Consider the following 18,600-nt stretch of genomic DNA (forward strand, 5'->3'; position numbering starts at 1 on the left):
GGGAAAAACGGTAGGAGAGCGTGCGTGAAACTGGCCAGTCTCAAATCGGGTCGCGACGGGAAACTCGTCGTCGTGTCGAACGATCTCGCCTGGTGCGCTGACGCCGGGCACATCGCGCCGACGCTGCAGGCGGCACTGGATGATTGGGACCGGATCGCGCCAGCGCTCGAAAACCTGGCGACCGATCTGGAACATGAGATGATCCCGATGCGGCGGTTCCACGAACATGCCGCCGCGTCGCCGCTGCCGCGCGCCTATCAATGGGCCGACGGATCGGCTTATGTGAACCATGTCGCGTTGGTGCGAAAGTCGCGCGGTGCGGAATTGCCCGAGAGTTTCTGGCACGATCCGTTGATGTATCAGGGCGGCTCCGACGGGTTCCTGGCCCCGCGCGATCCCATTCCGTTCTCGGACGAGGAGGTGGGCTGCGATTTCGAAGCCGAAGTGGTTGTCGTCACCGGTGACGTGCCGATGGGCGCGAGCCGTGACGAAGCGCTTGCCAGCGTGCGGCTGGTCGGGCTGACCAACGACGTCAGCTTGCGCCATCTCATTCCGGGTGAACTGGGCAAGGGTTTCGGTTTCTTCCAGTCGAAGCCGGCCAGCGCCTTTTCGCCGGTGTTCGTGACCCCCGATTCGCTCGGCGATTGGTGGCAGGGCGGCAAGCTGCACCGGCGGCTGTGCGTCGATCTCAACGGCACGCCATTCGGCCGCGCCGATGCCGCCGAGGACATGACCTTCGATTTCGGCACCCTGATCGCGCACGCCGCCAAGACACGGGCGCTGTGCGCGGGCACGATCGTCGGGTCGGGCACCGTTTCCAACCGCGATGCCGATGGCGGCCCGGGCAAGCCGATCGCCGAGGGTGGGGTGGGCTATTCGTGCCTCGCCGAATTGCGCACGATCGAGATGCTCCGCACCGGCAGCCCGCACACCCCGTTCCTGGCCGCCGGCGACACGGTGCGCATCTGGGCCGAGGACGACAAGCGCCACCCGATCTTCGGGGTGATCGAGCAGACGGTGGGTGAGGGATAAGGCTCGCGGCGAGTGGCGCAAACTCCCCTCCCTTTCAGGGAGGGGAGTCAGGGAAGCGAGCGCTTCCTTTCAGTCAACCCCATCAGTGGAAATCGTGGCTCTTGATCGGGATGACCGGTTCGGCGCGCACGCGATAGTGATAGTCGGTGCGGGAATCGGGTTTCCAATCCGGTTTTCTGTCTCGGGGATCGATCGTGCCGCCGTGCGTGGCGCCGTCGCCGGGCATCGTCATGTTGGGCAGGTCTAGGTCGCCGATCTGGCGTAGCAGCCCGGTCAGATCGGTAATGCGGTCGGCGATGATGTGAATCGTGCCGCTTTCGCATTGCACGCGCCCCGTGATGCCGAGCATCGCCGCGCCCATCACAACGCGGCGTTGCGCCTCGAACCGGTCGGGCCACAGGATCGCGTTGGCGATGCCGGTTTCGTCCTCCAATGTTACGAACACCACGCCCTTCGCGCTGCCCGGGCGTTGCCGCACCAGAATGAGGCCGGCGACTTCGACGCGGGTGCCGTCCTTGGTCCGCCTCAGATCGCCGCAGCGCGTGATGCGGCGGGCATCGAGCGTGTCGCGCAGGAAGCTGACCGGATGCGCGCGCAGCGACAATTGCGTCGCGCGGTAATCCTCGACCACTTCGCGGCCCGCGGTCAGCGCGGTGAGCGTGACTTGCGGCTCGGCCGGCGATTCGGTCGCGGCGAAGAGCGGGAGGGGCTTCTCGCCCAGCGCCTTGATTGCCCACAGCGCCTGCCGCCGGTCGAGCCCGAGGCCGTGGAAACCATCGGCCTGTGCGATCTTTTCAAGCGTGCCGCGCGACACGCCGCTGCGCCGCCAGACATCCTCGACCGAGGTGAAGGGGCGTACGGCGCGAGCGAGGATGATGCGCCCGGCTTCCTCGCCCGACAGGCCGAGCACGATGCGCAAGCCCAGGCGTAGGGGGTGTCTTTCCTCCCCTCCCGCACGCGGGAGGGGGAAAGAAGAATCGTATCCCAGTCGCTCCTGTTCACGCACACGGGTTCGATCTCCACCCCATGTTCGCGCGCATCTCGGACGATTTGCGCGGGCGCGTAAAACCCCATCGGCTGCGCATTCAGCAACGCCGCGCAGAACACATCCGGGTGATGGCATTTCAGCCAGCACGAGGCGTAGGCGATCTTGGCAAAGCTCGCGGCGTGGCTTTCGGGGAAGCCGTAGCTGCCGAAGCCTTCGATCTGCTTGACCAGGCGTTCGGCGAAGTCCTGGCTGATCCCGTTGGCGCGCATCCCTGAGATCAATTTGTCGCGAAATTCGCCGACGCCGCCGGTCTGTTTGAAGGTCGCCATCGCGCGGCGCAGGCGATCCGCCTCGCCGGCGGTAAAGCCCGCGCCGACGATCGCGACCTGCATCGCCTGTTCCTGGAACAGCGGCACGCCCAATGTCTTCTTGAGCACCGCCTCCAGCGCGGGGCTGGGATACTCGATATCGTCGGGGCGCCCGGCCAGCCGGTTGGCGCGCTGTTGTTCGCGGCGCTTGAGATAGGGGTGGACCATGTCGCCCTGGATCGGCCCCGGCCGCACGATCGCGACCTGGATGGCGAGGTCGTAGAAATTCTCCGGGCGCATCCGCGGCAGCATCGACATTTGCGCGCGGCTTTCGACCTGAAAGGTGCCGAGCGTATCGGCCTTGCAGATCATCTCGAAGGTTTTGGTGTCATTGTCCTGCAGCACCGCGCTGTCGAGCCGTAGGTCGATGCCCTTGTGCGCGCGCAGCAGATCGAACCCGCGCCGCATGCAGCCCAACATGCCGAGCCCGAGGATATCGACCTTCATCAGGCCGAGTTCCTCGATATCGGCTTTCTCCCATTCGACCACGCGGCGGTCGACCATCGCGGCGGGTTCGATCGGCACCAGTTCATCCAGCCGCCCGTGCGACAGGACGAAGCCGCCGGGATGTTGCGACAGATGGCGCGGCGTGCCGATCAACTGCCGGGCGAGGTCGAGCGCGAGCGCGAGGCGCGGTTCGGTCGGATCGAGATTGAGCGCGGCGACATGCTCTTCGGGCACGCCCTCGCTCGACCAGCCCCACACCTGGCTGGCGAGTGCGGCAGTCATGTCCTCGGGCAAGCCCAGCGCCTTGCCGACTTCGCGGATCGCGCCGCGCGATCGGAAGCGGCTGACCACCGCGGTCAACGCCGCGTGGCGCTGGCCATAGGTGTCGTAGATCCACTGGATCACTTCCTCGCGCCGTTCATGTTCGAAATCGACGTCGATGTCGGGCGGCTCCTGCCGCTCGGTCGAAATGAAGCGTTCGAACAGCAGGGTGTGCTTGACCGGATCGATCGAAGTGATGCCGAGCACGAAGCAGATCACCGAATTGGCCGCCGACCCGCGCCCCTGGCACAGGATTTCCTGGCTGCGCGCATATTGCACGATCGAGTGGACGGTAAGGAAATAGGGCGCGTAGCCCATCGCTTCGACCAGTTCGAGTTCATGCTCCAGCAGTTTGGTATAAGCGGGCGGCGGCGCGCCGTCGAAGCGTTCAGCCAAAGCATTGCGCGCCATCGTCGCCAGCGCGTCCTGCGGGTTCTTGCCGCTGATGACGATCTCGTCGGGGTAGCGATAATGCTGCGTCACGTCGCGCAGCGAGAAGGTGCAGCGCTCGACGATCGCGGCGCTGGCGGCGAGGGCTTCGGGGAAATGCCGGAAGCGGCGGGCCATTTCCGCTGGGGCCTTCACATGCCGGTCGGCGCTGCGTTCGCGGCGGAAACCGAGGTCGTCGATCGTGCAGCCGTGGCGGATCGCGGTGACGATGTCCTGCAGCATCCGCCGATCGGGCGTGTCGTACAGCACGTCGCCGGTCGCGAGGGGCATGAGGCCGAAGCGCCGTGCCACGGCGGACAGGTCGTGCAGCCGCTGGGCATCGCCGGGGCGGCGGTGCTGCGTCAGGCAGACATGCCCGCGGTCGGGGAAAAGATCGGCCATCCAGCGTAAGGCGAGCGGATCGCCGGGGTCGGACAGGCCGGGTACGAGTGCTGCGACCAGCCCCTCGGCATGATCCGCCACATCCTCCCAATGCAGGAAGCATTGCCCTTTCTCGCCGCGTTGCGGATCGGCGCGGCCCTTGCCAAGCGTCAGCAGGCGCGTGAGCCGGCTCCACGCCGCGCGATCCTCGGGCCAGACGAGCAGCGACGTGCCATCGACCAGATCGAGCCGACACCCGACCACCGGACGGATATGGCAGCCAATCTTTGCCAATTGCTCGCACCCGTAGAGCGCGCGCACCACGCCGCCGACCGAATTGCGATCGGTAATGCCCAGCGTCGTCATGCCGCACAGCGCCGCCGCCTTGACCAGATCCTCCGGCGAAGACGCGCCGCGCAGGAAGGAGAAATGCGTGGTGACCTGAAGCTCGTGGTAGCTCATTGCCGCAAACCCACGAAGTGACTATATGAAGTGACCAGTTCGGCGGGAGCGACGCACGTGACGAAGATGATAGGCGCGGCGGAGTTCAAGGCGAAATGTCTGGCCATCCTGGACGAGGTGCAGGCGACCGGCGAGTCGATCACCATCACCAAGCGCGGCAAGCCGGTGGCAACGGTCTCGCCCTCCGCCCCGCGGCAGAGCGAGCCGCGGGCACCGATCTTTGGCGCGATGAAAGGTACCGGCATGATCATCGGGGATCTCGACGAACCGCTCGATCCCGACTGGGAGGCGAAGTGGGAAGCGAAATGGGATGAGAAGCTCCGCGGTACGGCGCTTCCATGATTTTGCTGGATACCCAGGTTGTCGTCTGGCTGGCGTTTGGGATCGATCAACTCGGCGTAGCTGCCCGAGAGAGGATTGCGTCTGAAAGCGACCGTCGCATGTCGGCGATGGTCGGTTGGGAATTGGCCATGTTGCTGGACAAGGGTCGGCTGACGCTGGGACAACCGCTTGGGACTTGGATGCAGAATATCGAAGCAAAGATGGAATTGATCGGAGTCCCGGTAACTGGCGCGATCGGCCGCGATGCGGGGGGGCTGCAAGGGAATATTCACGGCGATCCGTGCGACCGGATCATGATCGCGACGGCGCGGGCGCTGGGGTGTCCGTTGGTGACCTCGGATCGGGCGATCCTGCGCTACGCGGCGAACGGCCATCTCCAGACGATCGACGCGCGCCGCTGACGGCGCACTCATCCGAACGATCCGTGCATGAACCAGGCGAGATCGCCGCTTTCGCTGCGTTCGCCATCACCGCGGCGGAACAGCCAGAAGCGTTCGCCGACCTCATCCTCCACGCGGAAATAATCGCGGACGCTGTGGCGTTCGGTCGCGCGTTTCCACCATTCGCCGGTGATCCGTTCGGGGCCGTCGGCGCGCACCACGCGGTGCGTCTTGCCGCGCCAGGTGAAGCGGCGCGGCGGCTGATCGGGCAAAGCGGCGAGCACATTGTCGAGCGGTTCGGGGCGTCGCAGCAAGCGCACCGGGCGCGGCCAGCGCGGATGCCAGGGATGCACATCGGGTGAGCGGTCGAGCTGCCGCACATCGTCGGGCTTCAGCTTTGCAGCTGCGCGCTGTGGCGGGTCGAGCGGAGCCACGGCAGCGACCGATCGTTCCGGCACGTCGCTTTCACGCGCGGCGGTGCGCCACAAGCGATCCGGCCCGATGCGGTTGGCGAGCGTATCGACCAGCGGGGCGAGATCGGGCGTGCCCGCCTCCAGCGTCTCGGCAAAGGGCTGCGCGCCGAGCGGATCGGCGCGGCGGACATGCAACGTCAGCGCGTCGATGCCGTAACCCGGCGCAATCTCCTCGATCCGCCTGAGCGTCAGGCGCAGCAGATGCGCGGCATCGCGCGTCGGGCGGGCGAGGCCGATGCGCAGCCGTTGCGGCACGCCGTCGATGCGATCAGCGACCAGCTCGATCGCGCGTGCGCCTTGCCCGGCCTCGGCGAGCGCGGTGACGAGGCGCGGCATCAGGTCGCGCAGCCAATGTTCGATCGCCTCGGCCGTGGCGATCGGCTCGGCAAAGCGGCGCGTGACCGCAATCGCCTCAGGCGGCACGACAGGATCGAGCGGCTCGGGCAATCGCCCGGTCGCCTGATCGAGCCGCGCCATCACGCTGCCACCGAAACGCCGGGCGAGCGGGGCGCGGGGGAGAGCGGCAAGCTGTCCTACCGTCTCAACGCCCAACCGCTTGAGCAGGTCGATCGCGGGCGGTTCCAGCCGCAGCGCTGCGGGGAGGGGCGCGATCGCATCGACATGCGCGGCGGGCGGGCAGACGATCACGGGCCCGCCGCCGAACCGCGCCAACGCCCAGGCAGCGCCCGGCGTGTCCGCGATGGCGATGATCGCGGTGAAGCCGTGCCGGGCGAGCAAGCCGACGATCCGCCGCGCCATCCGCGCCTCGCCCCCGAAGAGATGCGCGCTGCCGCTGATGTCGAGGAACAGGCCGTCTGGCCCGGACGGCATCACCAGCGGACACCACCGCCGCGCCCCCAGCATCGCGAGACGCAGCAGCGCAGCGCGATCGCCCTCGGGATCGGCCGGGGTGATGACGAGTTCGGGCACCAGCGCGCGGGCATGGGTGATCGCCATGCCGGGCAGCAGGCCGAGTCCGCGCGCGATGGGGCACGCGGCGGCGATGACGACCTTGTTGCCTTGCTGCAGGCTGGTGACGCGAGGGGTAGGGATTTGCACCCCTCCATCATCCCCCGCCGTCACCCCGGCCTTGTGCCGGGGGCCACGCCTCACTTTATACGGTGGCCGATTTTGCACTGTGGACCCCGGCACAAGGCCGGGGTGACGGTGTGCTGGGGCCGAAGGACTCTGACCATTCGCCCGCGCATCGCGCACCACCGCACCGCCTTCATCCGGCGGCATCGCCTTGAAGGGATGCGCGGCGGCTTCGCTGGTGCGGCCCATGCGGCGGTCGCGCGGGCGGGGGCATCTTCGGTGCGGGCCCAGCGCGCGCCGGGCCGCCATCCGCCGCCGCGCGGCACCGAACAGGCGACGGCCTGCTCGCGCGCGACCTGCTCGGCGAGCGGATGCGGATCGAACGGCGCGGCGTCAGGCGGCGCGGCTGAACGCTCGCCCTGCGCCATCAGCCGAACGATCCGTTCGATCGGCCAGTCGGGCAGGTAGAGCGAGGCGACCCGTTTCATCGCATGCCTCCATCGTCCATTCGGCACCTTCGCCGCCGCGTTGGCGGACCAGTTCCACCCGCCACATCGCCCGCCCGACCCCCGCCGCACCGACCGGCAACGGGGTGGAGGGGCAGAAGCGATGCGCCAGCGCGTCACCGCGGCGGAGGGAACGGCGAGCGGATTGCCGCTGCCCTCCGTTTTCCCATCCTTGTTGGTCACCGCCCGCGCATGGCGTTTCAGCAGCAGGGCGACGGTCTTGCCCCCTTCCGCCGCCAGTTGCAGGCGACGGGTATTGGTCATCGCGGCGCGCTTGACCTCACCTACAACCGCGCCGAGCCCGCGGTGGCGCAGCCCTTCTTCCATCAGCGCGAGCAGTTCGGCATCATCGGCCGCCTCGGCATAGATCACCCGTTCGGGCGCGAGCCCCGCCTGATACAGGCCGGGCGCGAACAGGTCGCGCCGCCGCACCACCCACAGCACCGGCCCCCAGGCGCGTGCCGCGATGCCCGCCATGAACAGCGTCGCCGCGGCATCGTCCGAGGGACTGGGGCTGGCCGCGGCGATTTCGTGGAGCGAATCGAGCCGCAAGCCACCCGTCGCCAAGCGTTCATCGATCGCGCCGATCCCGAACGGCAGCATTGGGCGCCGACGCAAGCCATCGCTCTCGACCTTTTTCAGGCTTTCGCGCAATTCGGCGACGATTGCGCTATGAGGACGGACGACGGAGGACACAGGACACGACTCACAGAAGCAGAATTGTTCCTATTTTGTTCTCTTTTGTCTCACCGAGTCAAGCTACTCCGTAACCGCAACGGGACGGGCCGTCGCATTCCGCCCGCGCGACCCTCTCGCCAACGGCCACGAAATTTTATAACAACGGCGTGAATAGAACGAATCCGCGTGCCGACCGTATATCAGAGCACGTTCCGCTGGAGAGATCATGGCAAGCGACCGCGTCCCTGCCCATTTGAAGCCTAATCTGCCGCCTCTGTCGCTCTATGTGCCCGAACCGAAGTTCCGGCCCGGTGACACGGTCGATTTCACGCAAGTGCCGATTCCCCCGGCAGGACAGGCGCGCCGCCCCGAGATCGGTGATGCCGCCGACAGTTTCCGCGATCTTGCCTTCGATCTGGTCCGCGTGCTCGACGATTCGGGCCAGGCGGTCGGCCCGTGGGACCCGCGGCTGTCGCCCGATACGCTGCGCGCGATGCTGCGCAGCATGGCGCTGGTCCGCGCGTTCGACGAGCGCATGTTTCGCGCCCAACGTCAGGGCAAGACCAGCTTCTACATGAAGTGCACGGGCGAGGAGGCGGTCGCGGTCGCGGCGGCCTATGCGCTCGATTATGAAGACATGTGCTTCCCGTCCTATCGCCAGCAGGGCCTGCTGATCGCGCGCGGCTGGTCGATGGTCGACATGATGAACCAGATCTATTCGAACAGCGCGGACCGGCTGTCGGGCAAGCAATTGCCGATCATGTATTCGGTCAAGGAAGCCGGGTTCTTCTCGATATCGGGCAACCTGACGACGCAATATCCGCAAGCGGTCGGCTGGGCGATGGCGAGTGCGGCAAAGGGCGATACGCGGATCGCCGCGACGTGGTGCGGCGAGGGGTCCACCGCCGAGGGCGATTTCCATTCGGCTTGCACCTTCGCCAGCGTCTACCGCGCGCCGGTGATCTTCAACGTCGTCAACAACCAATGGGCGATTTCGAGCTTTTCGGGGTTCGCTGGCGCGGAATCGACCACCTTCGCGGCGCGCGCGGTCGGCTATGGCATCGCCGGACTGCGCGTCGACGGGAACGATGCGCTGGCGGTCTATGCCGCGACCGCCTGGGCGGCGGAGCGCGCGCGGACCAATCAGGGGCCGACGCTGATCGAGCATTTCACCTATCGCGCGGAGGGCCATTCCACCTCCGACGACCCTGGCCAATATCGCTCCGCCGGTGAGCCGACCGCCTGGCCGCTGGGGGACCCGATTAAGCGGCTGAAGGAGCATCTGATCGCGATCGGCGAATGGGATGAAGCCGCCCACGCCGCGCAAGACCTCGAACTCGCCGAATCGGTGAAGCGCGCGCAGAAGGAAGCCGAGCAGAACGGCATCCTCGGCCACGGCCTGCACCAGCCGCTCGACACGCTGTTCGACGGCGTGTTCGAGGACATGCCGTGGCACCTGCGCGAGCAGCAAGCGCAGATGATCGCCGAGGAAACCGCCAGCGGCCGTCCGTGGGCGCGCAAGTCGTGAGCGTGCTTCTGGACCGTCGCGCCCTGCTGATCGGCGGCGGGCTGCTCGGCCTGACCGCCGCCGCACCGGGCTTTGCGCTGGCCGCACGTGGCACACCCGTTACTGAGACTATCGACCTTACCGTCTCTGCCACGCGATCGACCAAAATGACGATCTGGCGTCCGACGGTCGTGCGCGGCGTCGCTCTGTTCTCGACCGGTCACGGGTCGTGGCCGGAGCGGTATGAACGCCTGGCGGCATTGCTTGTAGCCAACGGTTTCGCCGTGCTCGCGCCGCTGCATGTCGATTCGATGCAGTATCCCGATCGCGCCAAGTTCGGCATGATGAACGGTTTTCTGGAGCGCTTTGCCGATCTGCGCGCGACCAGCGGCTATGCCGACGGGCATTTTGCGGGCCTGCCGATCATCGCGGTTGGCCATAGTTTTGGGTCGCTGGTGTCGATGTGCCTCGGCGGCGCGCTGCCCTATATGGGCAAGCTGCGGAACCCGGCGGTCAAGGCGGTCTTGTGCTTCTCCTCACCGGGCAAGATCCCCAACCTAGTGCAGCCGACCGCTTATGCCGGGCTGGCCGTGCCGACGATGCTGGTGACCGGAACGAAGGATTTGGTGACCGGATGGGTGACCGATCCGGCCGATCACCTGTTCCCGATCGAATCCGCCCCAGCGGGCGATAAGTTCGGCCTGGTTATCGGCGATGGCGATCATGGGCTGGTCGCCAATGCCGCCGCCTTTGCCCGTGCCGAACCGGCGGTGACCCAGTTCGTGCGCGGCTACGGGCTGAACCAGGCCGCGGCGCGGCGACGACTGAAGGCCTTCCGAGCTGCGGACGGTGACAGGTTCATCGATCGGGAGCAGGCGGCATGAGCGAGACGATGGAAAGCATGACCGAGACCCCGGCTTCGACCCGCATGAACATGATCCAGGCGATCAATTCGGCAATGGACGTGATGATGGCGCGCGATCCCGATATCGTCGTGATGGGGGAGGATGTCGGCTATTTCGGCGGCGTGTTCCGCGCGACCGCAGGGTTGCAGGCGAAATATGGCAAGACCCGCGTGTTCGACACGCCGATCACCGAATGCGGCATCATCGGCGTCGCGGTTGGGATGGGGGCTTATGGTCTCCGCCCGGTGCCGGAAATCCAGTTCGCCGATTACATCTACCCGGCGCTGGATCAGCTCGTGTCGGAGGCGGCGCGGCTGCGCTATCGCTCGGCGGGGGAATTTACCGCGCCGATCACGGTGCGATCGCCCTTCGGTGGCGGCATCTTCGGTGGGCAGACGCACAGCCAGTCGCCCGAGGGCATTTTTACGCACGTCTCGGGTATCAAGACGGTGATCCCCTCGACCCCCTACGACGCCAAGGGCCTGCTGATCGCAGCGATCGAGGATAACGATCCGACGATCTTCTTCGAACCCAAGCGCATCTATAACGGCCCGTTCGACGGCCATTGGGACCGCCCGACGCAGAATTGGTCGCAACATCCAGCAGGCGAGGTGCCGACCGGTTATTACAAGATTGAGCTCGGCAAGGCGCAGATCGTGCGACCGGGCGAGGCGCTGACCGTGCTCGCGTACGGCACGATGGTGCATGTCGCGCTGTCAGTGATTGAGGAAGCGGGCGTCGATGCCGAGGTGATCGATCTGCGCACGTTGGTGCCGCTCGACATCGCCACGATCGCGACGTCGGTGCAGAAGACGGGCCGTTGCATGATCGTGCACGAGGCGACGCGCACCAGCGGCTTTGGCGCGGAACTGTCGGCGCTGGTGCAGGAACGCTGCTTCTACCATCTCGAAGCCCCGATCGAGCGCGTGACCGGCTTCGACACGCCTTATCCGCATAGCCTGGAATGGGCATATTTCCCGGGCCCCGTCCGTATCGGCGAGGCGCTCAAGAAGATCATGAAGGACGCATAATGGCGGCCTTCCCCAGCCCGTTGGTGTCGAGCGAAGTCGAGACACCTGCGCGGCCCTCAGTTTCTCGACTTCGCTCGAAACGAACGGATTATTGTAATGGCGCGGTTCACGTTCAAACTCCCCGATATCGGCGAAGGCATTTCCGAAGCCGAGATCGTCGCCTGGCATGTCGCCGTCGGCGACCGGGTCGAGGAAGACCAGCAACTCGCCGACATGATGACCGACAAGGCGACCGTCGAAATGGAATCGCCGGTTTCGGGCGTGGTGGTCGAACTGGCGGGTGAGGTCGGAGATCAGGTGTCGATCGGCGCGGCGTTAGTGGTGATCGAGACCGAGGGCGATTTCTCGGCATCCGAAGCGCCTGCGCTCGAGCCGGTTACCGATGAAGTGAAGGCCGCGCCGCTCAGTGCCGAGCAGGAGGAAGTGGCCGAGCAATATGAGGCGGAGAATCCGGGGGTGGAGGTTTCTCCTTCTCCCTCTTCCGTTTCTTCTCCTTCCCCGGCGGAGGCCGGGGCCCAGTCGCGCGCGGCTGGCAATGAAGCGCAGCCCTCACCAACATCGACCTCCGCGGCTGGGCCCCGGCCTTCGCCGGGGAAGGAAGAGGGAAACGCATCCCATCACGTCCTCGCATCCCCCGCCGTACGCGCCCGCGCGGCGGATCTTGGAATCGACCTTGCGCACGTGAAGACCGAGTCCGACCGCGTTCGTCACAGCGATCTCGACGCGTTCCTGCGCTACGGCCAGGGGCAGGGCTATCACGCCCCGCACGCCAGCAACGCCCGTGCCGACGAAGCGATCAAGGTCATCGGGATGCGCCGCCGCATTGCCGAGAATATGGCGGCATCGAAGCGCGCGATCCCGCATTTCACCTATGTTGAGGAAATCGACGTTACGTCGCTCGAGGCGATGCGCGCCGATCTCAACGCCAATCGCGGGCAGCGGCCCAAACTCACCATGCTTCCGTTGCTGATCGCCGCGATCTGCAAGACCGTGCCCGCCTTCCCGATGATCAACGCACGCTACGATGATGAAGCGGGCGTGGTAACGCGCCACGGTGCGGTGCATCTCGGCATGGCGACGCAGACCGATGCGGGGCTAACCGTGCCGGTGATCCGCGACGCGCAGGATCGCAATGTGTGGCAACTCGCCGCCGAAATCCTGCGGCTGGCCGAAGCGGCGCGCGCCAACAAGTTGAAGCCCGACGAGATGGGCGGTGGCACGCTGACCGTCACCTCGCTCGGTCCGCTGGGCGGGATCGCGACGACGCCGGTGATTAACCGCCCCGAAGTCGCGATTATCGGCCCGAACAAGATCGTCGAGCGGCCCATTTTCGTCGGCGACGACATCGTGCGCGCAAAACTGATGAACCTGTCGATCAGCTGCGACCACCGCGTCGTCGACGGCTGGGACGCGGCGAGCTTTGTGCAGGCGTTGAAGCGCTATCTGGAGACGCCGGTCCTGCTGTTCGCGGACTGACCGCATCGACACACTCCTGCGACAATCCGGGCTTAGCTGCGGCTTCAGTCGAGTAGCGTGGAGTGTGGACGATGGCGAACTGGGTCTTGGCGCTGGCATTGCTTCAGGCGGCAGCGCCCGCGCCATCACCGTCGCCGCAAGTCCATAGCGAGCCGCTCGCCGGGCAGTTGCCGCCGCTCGATGCGCCTGACGCGCGCGGGCCGGAACGCTTTCGCCCGCGCGGGCCGCTGTTCATCAGTCCGATGGGCGAGCCGGTTCACGAGCCAAATCCGGTGCACATCTGGTTCGATCACGCCGATGCGAACCATGACGGCGTGGTTACGCAAGCCGAATTCATCGCCGATGCCGATCGCTTCTTCCTGGTGCTCGACCGAGGGCATGACGGCGAGATCGACCCGGACGATATCGACTATTACGAAACCGTGCTCGCGCCGGAAATCCGCAGTGGCGGCGGGGGTGGCGCCTTCGCGCGCGGTGGCGGTCGGCACGGCGGCAGAGGGGGCGGCAAGGGCGGCGGCGGAAGAGGCGGCGGCGGCGAGGGTGGGCATCGCGGTGGCGGCGGTGGGCCCGAAAGCGGTGCAGATGGCGGCGGCGAAGCGACCGCGCCTCCGGTCGGATCGTATGACGCAAGCGCGCAGGGTGCGGCCCGCTTTGGCTTCTTCGCCTTTCCCGAACCGGTTACCGCTGCCGACGCCAACCTCAACCGTGGCGTCGATATCCGCGAGTTTCGCGCTGCCGCCGAGCAGCGCTTCGCCTCGCTCGACAAGCACGGCGACGGGCGCCTGACCTTCGACGAACTGCCCAAGCTCGCGCCAGCCGGGGCGGGCGGACATCGTCCCGGCGGGCCGGGTGGACGCCGCGGCGGCGCGATGCCGTCCCGCGATGGCGGCGAATGAAGCCTTTCGGGCTTCCTGCGGCGCTTCGGCTATCAAAAGCGTGCCCATAAGCATCGCCTTGCACGGGATGCGCGTCGCCATGCTATCTCGTCGGCGGCGTCGGGTGATCTGACGCACCGGCCGGGAGGGCGATTGCGATGAAGCGTGAGGTACGGTTCCCCAATGCCGCCGGGGTTATGCTCGCCGGGTCGATCGAGCTGCCGCCGGGGAGGATTCGTGCGGTCGCGCTGTTCGCGCATTGCTTCACCTGCACCGCGCGAAGCCACGGCGCGCGGCGGGTGAGCCTCGCGCTCGCCGAACAGGGCATCGCCACGCTGCGCTTCGATTTCACCGGTCTCGGTGACAGCGAAGGTGCGTTTGCCGACAGCCATTTCAGCGCCAATGTCGATGATCTGGTTGCCGCGGCGGCGTACCTCGAACGCAGCATCGGCGCACCTGCGATCCTGATCGGCCATTCGCTCGGCGGGGCGGCGGTGATCGCGGCGGCGGAGCGGATCCCCTCGGTCAAGGCCGTGGTCACGATCGCCGCGCCATTTGATCCGGCGCATGTGCTGCACCTCATCAAGGGGACGGAAAATGTCGGTGAGCAGCAGACCGAAGTGTCGATCGGTGGCCGCCCGTTCCGGATCGGGCGCGCGTTTATCGAATCGGTCGCGCGGCAGGATCAGGCGGCGCGGCTCGCGCGGCTGAAGCGCGCGCTGCTGGTGCTGCATTCCGCGACCGATGCGACCGTGGGGATCGAAAACGCGCGTGCCATTTTCGACGCGGCAAAGCATCCGAAAAGCTTCGTGGCGCTCAACGGCGCGGATCATCTGCTGACCGATGCGGCGCAGGCCAGCTATGCCGCAATGATCATCGCCGCCTGGGTACAGCCTTTCCTTGCCCCCGCCGAAGCAATCGACGCCGTCCCCGAGGGGCATGTCCGCGTCACCTCGACCGAAGCGAAGTTCGTCCAGATCGTCGAGACCGAGCAGCACAGCTTCCTGGCCGACGAACCTGTCGCAGCCGGTGGCAGCGACCTTGGGCCGACGCCCTATGATCTGCTGCTGTCCGCGGTCGGCACGTGCACCGCCATGACGCTGCGGCTGGTGGCGGAGAAGGAAGGGATACCGCTGACCGGCGTTTCGGTCGTGCTGCGCCATTATCGCCGTCACGCCGATGATTGCGCGGCGTGCGCAACGGGCAGCCCGATGCTCGACGTACTGGACCGCGTGATCCGGCTGGAGGGCGATCTGAACGAAGCGCAGCGCGCGCGGATGCTGGTGATCGCCGACAAATGCCCGGTGCACCGCACGCTCGAAAATCATCCCCGGATCGAGACGCGGCTGCTATAGCGCGGCCGATGGCGCGGCTAATCCTGTTCAACAAGCCGTATGGCGTCCTGTCGCAATTCACCGATGTGGGATCGGACACCGCACGCGCCACGCTGTCGGACTATGTGCAGGTGCCTGGCGTCTATCCGGCGGGGCGGCTCGATCGCGATAGCGAGGGGTTGCTGCTGCTGACCGATGACGGGCGCTTGCAGGCGCGCATCGCCGACCCGCGTTTCAAATTGCCCAAAATTTATTGGGTCCAGGTGGAGGGGGAGCCCGATGCCGCCAGCCTGTCCGCTTTGCGCAAGGGCGTGCTGCTGAAAGACGGCATGACGCGCCCGGCCGAGGTTAAGCAGATCGATCCGCCCGAACTGTGGCCGCGCGATCCGCCGGTGCGCTTTCGCAAGAGCGTGCCCGATTGCTGGCTGCAGCTCACGATCCGCGAAGGACGGAACCGGCAGGTGCGGCGGATGACCGCGGCGGTCGGGTTGCCGACGCTGCGGCTGGTGCGCTGGCGGATTGGGGACTGGGCCCTCGACGGTATCCCGCAAGGCGCTTGGCAGGAGGTCCGGGTTTGACGCGCCCGGCGCGCGATACTCTGTTCGACTGCCCTAAACTGTGCGATACGGTTGCGAAACAATCGACCAGGAACAATCGGCAAGCAGGGGGCTGCGATGTGGGGGTTGGACACAATCGGTAAATCGACGCGTGTTGCGGCGGCTGGCGTGTTGGCGCTCGGCCTTGCGGTCGGCGGGTTCAGCATCGGCGCGGCGGACTCGACGAGCGCAAGCGGGGCGGCAGCGCTAGCGGCACCGATCTTGGCGAACCCGTGCGCCGCCGGCCCTACGACGCTCCAATCGACGCTAACCTCCAGTCCGGCGCGCGATGAGACCAGCGTTTATTGCTTCGCCTGGCAGGAATTCGTCGCGCTTAATTGGCAGGCCGATCCGACCCGGCCGGGCTATCCCAATCCCAAGGCGCTGCCCGCTTCGTTCGGCACGCCGGGCGACGTCAGCCCGAAGGTCTGGGAAAGCTATATGGAGGCGTCCGCCGTTTTCACGGCCACGCCGATGAAGGGGACGTGGCAGGCGAAACGGCCAGCGATGAAAGTGCTCAGCCGAACCTCTAAGTTCGGCGCGGCGGACCTCAGCGACATCTATCAGGCGGGCAGCGGGCATCATTGGCTGACGAACGCGCGGGGTGGGCTGACCTATTACGAAATCATGATGAACCGCGATGAATATGAATTTATCACGACGCAGAATCTGACTACGGCCGCCGGGCAATTGGCGTGCGCCAGTCAGCCGGGTAAATATCTCAGCGACGGCCCACCGGGGCCGCCGCCGCCGGGCGCGCTGATGCGTGGCGGCCTGACCATGCCCGAAGGACAGTCGAACGGGTGGGACGACACCGACTGCGCAGGAAACATCAAGACCTATGGCGACAATGTCGGCGCGATGGAGGTGAAGGCATCGTGGACGCCGCTGCCCGCCGACCATTCGCTGGATTATCGCTACAAGACCGCGATCGCCGAAATCGTCGATCCCGTTTCCAAGATGAAGCGCCGAGTGACGGTCGGCCTGGTCGGGCTGCACATCGCGCGCAAGACGGTGGCATTCCACCAGTGGATCTGGGCGACGTTCGAGCAGATCGACAATACGCCGGATGAGGCACCCGGCGGTGGCTTCGTCGCGCCGACCTTGCCCGCCAACCCCAATCAGAAGCCGTCGCCGGGTTACACGTTCTTCAATCCGAACTGCAATCCACGGACCAACGCGTTCAAGTGCGTGCACAATGCCCCGCCGGTTCGATGCCCGCCCGCGCCGGGCGGTACGTGTCAGCCGTTCACCGCGCCGATGCAGATCACGCGGGTGACGCCTGTGTCGGCCACGGCAAACGGCGTCACGGCCTATTATTGGAGCCTGCTGCCGGCCAAATCTGTGTTCAATTATTACCGCCTGGTCGGCGTGCAATGGCCGACCGCCAGCGGCAATCCGCTCCCGGCGGGCCAGCGCCTGCCGTTGCCGCAGGGCGCGCCCTCGCCCAAGGGCGCGGCGGGCGGGACCGCGCAGATCCTTGCCGATGCCACGCTCGAATCATTCCAGCAGACGCAGGCGGGGTGCATGGATTGCCATGCCAACTTTACGTCCATCGCCTCTGCGCCCGGACTGCGGGCTGCGGCTAAAGGTGGCTTGCGCAAGGTGTCGAGCGTCGTGGGCGCCGCGCCGCAGCCTTATGCTTCGGATTATTCGTTTTTGTTTTTGACGGAGACGAAGCGGTAGGGCGCGGGGACGACGCGGCGAAGCCGCGTCGTCGGTCGGCGCTTTGGCGCCGTCGGCCGATCGTGTGACGGGGGCGCGATTTAGCTTTCGCAAAATCTTGCGTCACACGATTTCAAACAACCCCGCCGCGCCCATTCCCCCAGCGGTGCACATCGACACCACAACATTGCGAACCCCGCGCCGCCGCCCTTCGATCAGCGCATGGCCGACCAGCCGCGATCCGGTCATGCCGAACGGATGCCCAATCGCGATGGCCCCGCCATTAACGTTGTATTTCTCCGGATCGATTCCGAGGAAATCGCGGCAATACAGGCATTGCGATGCGAACGCTTCGTTCAATTCCCACAGGCCGATGTCGGCGACCGACAGCCCGGCGCGCGCCAGCAATTTCGGGATCGCGAAGACCGGGCCGATCCCCATTTCGTCGGGCGCGCAGCCAGCGGCCTGAAACCCGCGATAGATGCCGAGGATCTCGCGCCCCTCGGCCTTGGCGGTGGCATGATCCATGACGATTTGCGCGGAGGCACCGTCCGAAAGCTGGCTCGCATTGCCCGCCGTGACATTCTGTCCCGGTCCGGTGAACTCGCCGCCCGGCCACACGGTTTTGAGGCCCGCGAGCGCCTCGGCAGTGGTCCCGGCGCGAATGCCTTCGTCCTGCGACAGCGTCACCGTCTCGCTCCCGGTCCGCTCGCCGCTCTTGTCGAAGATCGCTTTCTCGACCGTGATCGGCGCGATCTCATCGGTGAACGCCCCCGTTTCCAGCCCGCGCGCCGCGCGTTGCTGGCTCATCGCGGCATAGGCGTCCTGCGCTTCGCGGCTAATGCCGTAGCGATCGGCGACGATCTCGGCGGTCTCGATCATCGGAATATAGGCGGCGGGCTCCTGCGCGATCACCGATTTGTTGACGAAGCGCGGTGCATCCTTGGTGACCGTGAAGCTGATCGATTCCATGCCGCCCGCCAGCGCGACATCCATTTCGTCGCAGATGATGCTGCGCGCGGCGAGGGCGATTGCCGTCAGCCCGGAGCCGCATTTGCGGTCGAGCGTGAAGGCGGGGACGCTTTGCGGCAGGCCCGCCGCGAAGGTTGCCATGCGCCCGGCATTGCCGCCCTGGCTGCCCCATTGATTGCCGATGCCCCAGAAGATTTCGTCGATCCGCGCCGGGTCGATGCCGGCACGCTCGACGGCCGCGTTCATCACATGCGCCGCCAGCACCGGCGCCTCGGTCGCGTTAAAGGCGCCGCGATAGGCTTTGCCGATGGGAGTGCGGGCGGTGGAAACGATCGCGGCTTCGCGCATGAGACTGGCCTTTCGCTTGGGATGGCGCGGCGTACCGTCTGCACGGTTT

The 18,600-nt window shown here is 66.4% G+C and carries 15 protein-coding genes and 2 pseudogenes; 12 read left to right on the forward strand and 5 right to left on the reverse strand.

Annotated features, from left to right (window positions below; all coding sequences use genetic code 11):
* The first annotated feature begins 24 nt into the window (after positions 1-24).
* Positions 25-1,032 (forward strand): fumarylacetoacetate hydrolase family protein, encoded by a 1,008-nt coding sequence (locus AB5I39_RS12555; RefSeq protein WP_404367318.1) that lies wholly within the window; start codon positions 25-27, stop codon positions 1,030-1,032.
* Positions 1,033-1,114: 82 nt separating this feature from the next.
* On the opposite strand, the gene AB5I39_RS12560 is transcribed toward AB5I39_RS12555, so the two are convergent.
* Positions 1,115-2,155 carry an OB-fold nucleic acid binding domain-containing protein gene (locus tag AB5I39_RS12560; RefSeq protein WP_404367321.1) on the reverse strand — a complete coding sequence of 347 codons (1,041 nt, stop codon included), beginning with the start codon at positions 2,153-2,155 and terminating at the stop codon, positions 1,115-1,117.
* Positions 2,065-4,428 (reverse strand): annotated as a pseudogene (locus tag AB5I39_RS12565) (error-prone DNA polymerase); the annotation flags it as partial. The pseudogene AB5I39_RS12565 and the gene AB5I39_RS12560, both read right to left, overlap by 91 nt.
* A 66-nt stretch (positions 4,429-4,494) precedes the next feature.
* Between AB5I39_RS12565 and AB5I39_RS12570 the strand changes: the two are divergent.
* Positions 4,495-4,770, forward strand: a complete 276-nt coding sequence (locus AB5I39_RS12570; RefSeq protein WP_404374141.1) for a type II toxin-antitoxin system Phd/YefM family antitoxin — start codon at positions 4,495-4,497, stop codon at positions 4,768-4,770.
* A complete protein-coding gene (locus AB5I39_RS12575; protein WP_404367323.1) occupies positions 4,767-5,171 on the forward strand; it encodes a type II toxin-antitoxin system VapC family toxin in 405 nt (134 codons plus the stop codon). Before AB5I39_RS12570 ends, AB5I39_RS12575 begins: the two co-directional genes overlap by 4 nt.
* Positions 5,172-5,179: 8 nt before the next feature.
* Here the strand turns inward: AB5I39_RS12575 and AB5I39_RS12580 are convergent, their stop codons facing one another.
* Entirely contained in the window at positions 5,180-6,682 is a 1,503-nt protein-coding gene (locus AB5I39_RS12580) for a DUF6504 family protein (RefSeq protein ID WP_404367326.1), read from the reverse strand.
* A 369-nt stretch (positions 6,683-7,051) separates the two neighbouring features.
* A pseudogene (locus AB5I39_RS12585) lies at positions 7,052-7,767 on the reverse strand (ImuA family protein).
* A 301-nt stretch (positions 7,768-8,068) separates the two neighbouring features.
* Between AB5I39_RS12585 and AB5I39_RS12590 the strand changes: the two are divergent.
* The 9 genes from AB5I39_RS12590 (at position 8,069) to AB5I39_RS12630 (ending at position 17,252) form a co-directional block, all read left to right on the forward strand.
* Positions 8,069-9,370, forward strand: coding sequence for a 3-methyl-2-oxobutanoate dehydrogenase (2-methylpropanoyl-transferring) subunit alpha (locus AB5I39_RS12590; protein ID WP_404367329.1), 1,302 nt, complete (start codon positions 8,069-8,071; stop codon positions 9,368-9,370).
* Positions 9,367-10,233 carry a hypothetical protein gene (locus AB5I39_RS12595; RefSeq protein WP_404367332.1) on the forward strand — a complete coding sequence of 289 codons (867 nt, stop codon included), beginning with the start codon at positions 9,367-9,369 and terminating at the stop codon, positions 10,231-10,233. The genes AB5I39_RS12590 and AB5I39_RS12595 overlap by 4 nt, the downstream gene beginning before the upstream one ends.
* Before the next feature lie 44 nt (positions 10,234-10,277).
* Positions 10,278-11,285 (forward strand): alpha-ketoacid dehydrogenase subunit beta, encoded by a 1,008-nt coding sequence (locus AB5I39_RS12600; RefSeq protein ID WP_404374143.1) that lies wholly within the window; start codon positions 10,278-10,280, stop codon positions 11,283-11,285.
* Positions 11,286-11,381: 96 nt separating this feature from the next.
* Positions 11,382-12,761, forward strand: coding sequence for a dihydrolipoamide acetyltransferase family protein (locus AB5I39_RS12605; RefSeq protein ID WP_404367334.1), 1,380 nt, complete (start codon positions 11,382-11,384; stop codon positions 12,759-12,761).
* Between the two features lie 71 nt (positions 12,762-12,832).
* On the forward strand, positions 12,833-13,657 hold the full coding sequence (locus AB5I39_RS12610) for an EF-hand domain-containing protein (protein WP_404367337.1): 825 nt from the start codon (positions 12,833-12,835) through the stop codon (positions 13,655-13,657).
* On the forward strand, positions 13,644-13,769 hold the full coding sequence (locus AB5I39_RS12615) for an MYXO-CTERM sorting domain-containing protein (RefSeq protein ID WP_404367340.1): 126 nt from the start codon (positions 13,644-13,646) through the stop codon (positions 13,767-13,769). Before AB5I39_RS12610 ends, AB5I39_RS12615 begins: the two co-directional genes overlap by 14 nt.
* A 25-nt stretch (positions 13,770-13,794) precedes the next feature.
* Positions 13,795-14,991: an alpha/beta fold hydrolase gene (locus AB5I39_RS12620; protein ID WP_404367343.1), complete on the forward strand. Its 1,197-nt coding sequence runs from the start codon at positions 13,795-13,797 to the stop codon at positions 14,989-14,991.
* 8 nt (positions 14,992-14,999) lie between these two features.
* Positions 15,000-15,548, forward strand: coding sequence for a pseudouridine synthase (locus AB5I39_RS12625; protein WP_404367346.1), 549 nt, complete (start codon positions 15,000-15,002; stop codon positions 15,546-15,548).
* Between the two features lie 96 nt (positions 15,549-15,644).
* Positions 15,645-17,252 (forward strand): hypothetical protein, encoded by a 1,608-nt coding sequence (locus tag AB5I39_RS12630; protein WP_404367349.1) that lies wholly within the window; start codon positions 15,645-15,647, stop codon positions 17,250-17,252.
* A 102-nt stretch (positions 17,253-17,354) separates the two neighbouring features.
* Here AB5I39_RS12630 and AB5I39_RS12635 read toward each other — a convergent pair whose 3' ends face one another.
* On the reverse strand, positions 17,355-18,551 hold the full coding sequence (locus AB5I39_RS12635) for an acetyl-CoA C-acyltransferase (protein ID WP_404367352.1): 1,197 nt from the start codon (positions 18,549-18,551) through the stop codon (positions 17,355-17,357).
* Positions 18,552-18,600: the final 49 nt, after the last annotated feature.

The organism is Sphingomonas sp. MMS24-J45, assembly GCF_044881195.1.
In the GTDB taxonomy this organism is placed as follows: Bacteria; Pseudomonadota; Alphaproteobacteria; order Sphingomonadales; family Sphingomonadaceae; genus Sphingomonas.

Excerpts from the sequence above, each read along its gene's own strand:
- AB5I39_RS12610 (WP_404367337.1), top strand. The coding sequence starts at position 12,833 with ATGGCGAACTGGGTCTTGGCGCTGGCATTGCTTCAGGCGGCAGCGCCC.
- AB5I39_RS12635 (WP_404367352.1), bottom strand. The coding sequence starts at position 18,551 with ATGCGCGAAGCCGCGATCGTTTCCACCGCCCGCACTCCCATCGGCAAA.
- AB5I39_RS12605 (WP_404367334.1), top strand. The coding sequence starts at position 11,382 with ATGGCGCGGTTCACGTTCAAACTCCCCGATATCGGCGAAGGCATTTCC.
- AB5I39_RS12600 (WP_404374143.1), top strand. The coding sequence starts at position 10,278 with ATGAACATGATCCAGGCGATCAATTCGGCAATGGACGTGATGATGGCG.
- AB5I39_RS12590 (WP_404367329.1), top strand. The coding sequence starts at position 8,069 with ATGGCAAGCGACCGCGTCCCTGCCCATTTGAAGCCTAATCTGCCGCCT.
- AB5I39_RS12560 (WP_404367321.1), bottom strand. The coding sequence starts at position 2,155 with ATGCCATCACCCGGATGTGTTCTGCGCGGCGTTGCTGAATGCGCAGCC.
- AB5I39_RS12620 (WP_404367343.1), top strand. The coding sequence starts at position 13,795 with ATGAAGCGTGAGGTACGGTTCCCCAATGCCGCCGGGGTTATGCTCGCC.
- AB5I39_RS12575 (WP_404367323.1), top strand. The coding sequence starts at position 4,767 with ATGATTTTGCTGGATACCCAGGTTGTCGTCTGGCTGGCGTTTGGGATC.
- AB5I39_RS12615 (WP_404367340.1), top strand. The coding sequence starts at position 13,644 with ATGGCGGCGAATGAAGCCTTTCGGGCTTCCTGCGGCGCTTCGGCTATC.
- AB5I39_RS12625 (WP_404367346.1), top strand. The coding sequence starts at position 15,000 with ATGGCGCGGCTAATCCTGTTCAACAAGCCGTATGGCGTCCTGTCGCAA.
- AB5I39_RS12570 (WP_404374141.1), top strand. The coding sequence starts at position 4,495 with ATGATAGGCGCGGCGGAGTTCAAGGCGAAATGTCTGGCCATCCTGGAC.
- AB5I39_RS12630 (WP_404367349.1), top strand. The coding sequence starts at position 15,645 with ATGTGGGGGTTGGACACAATCGGTAAATCGACGCGTGTTGCGGCGGCT.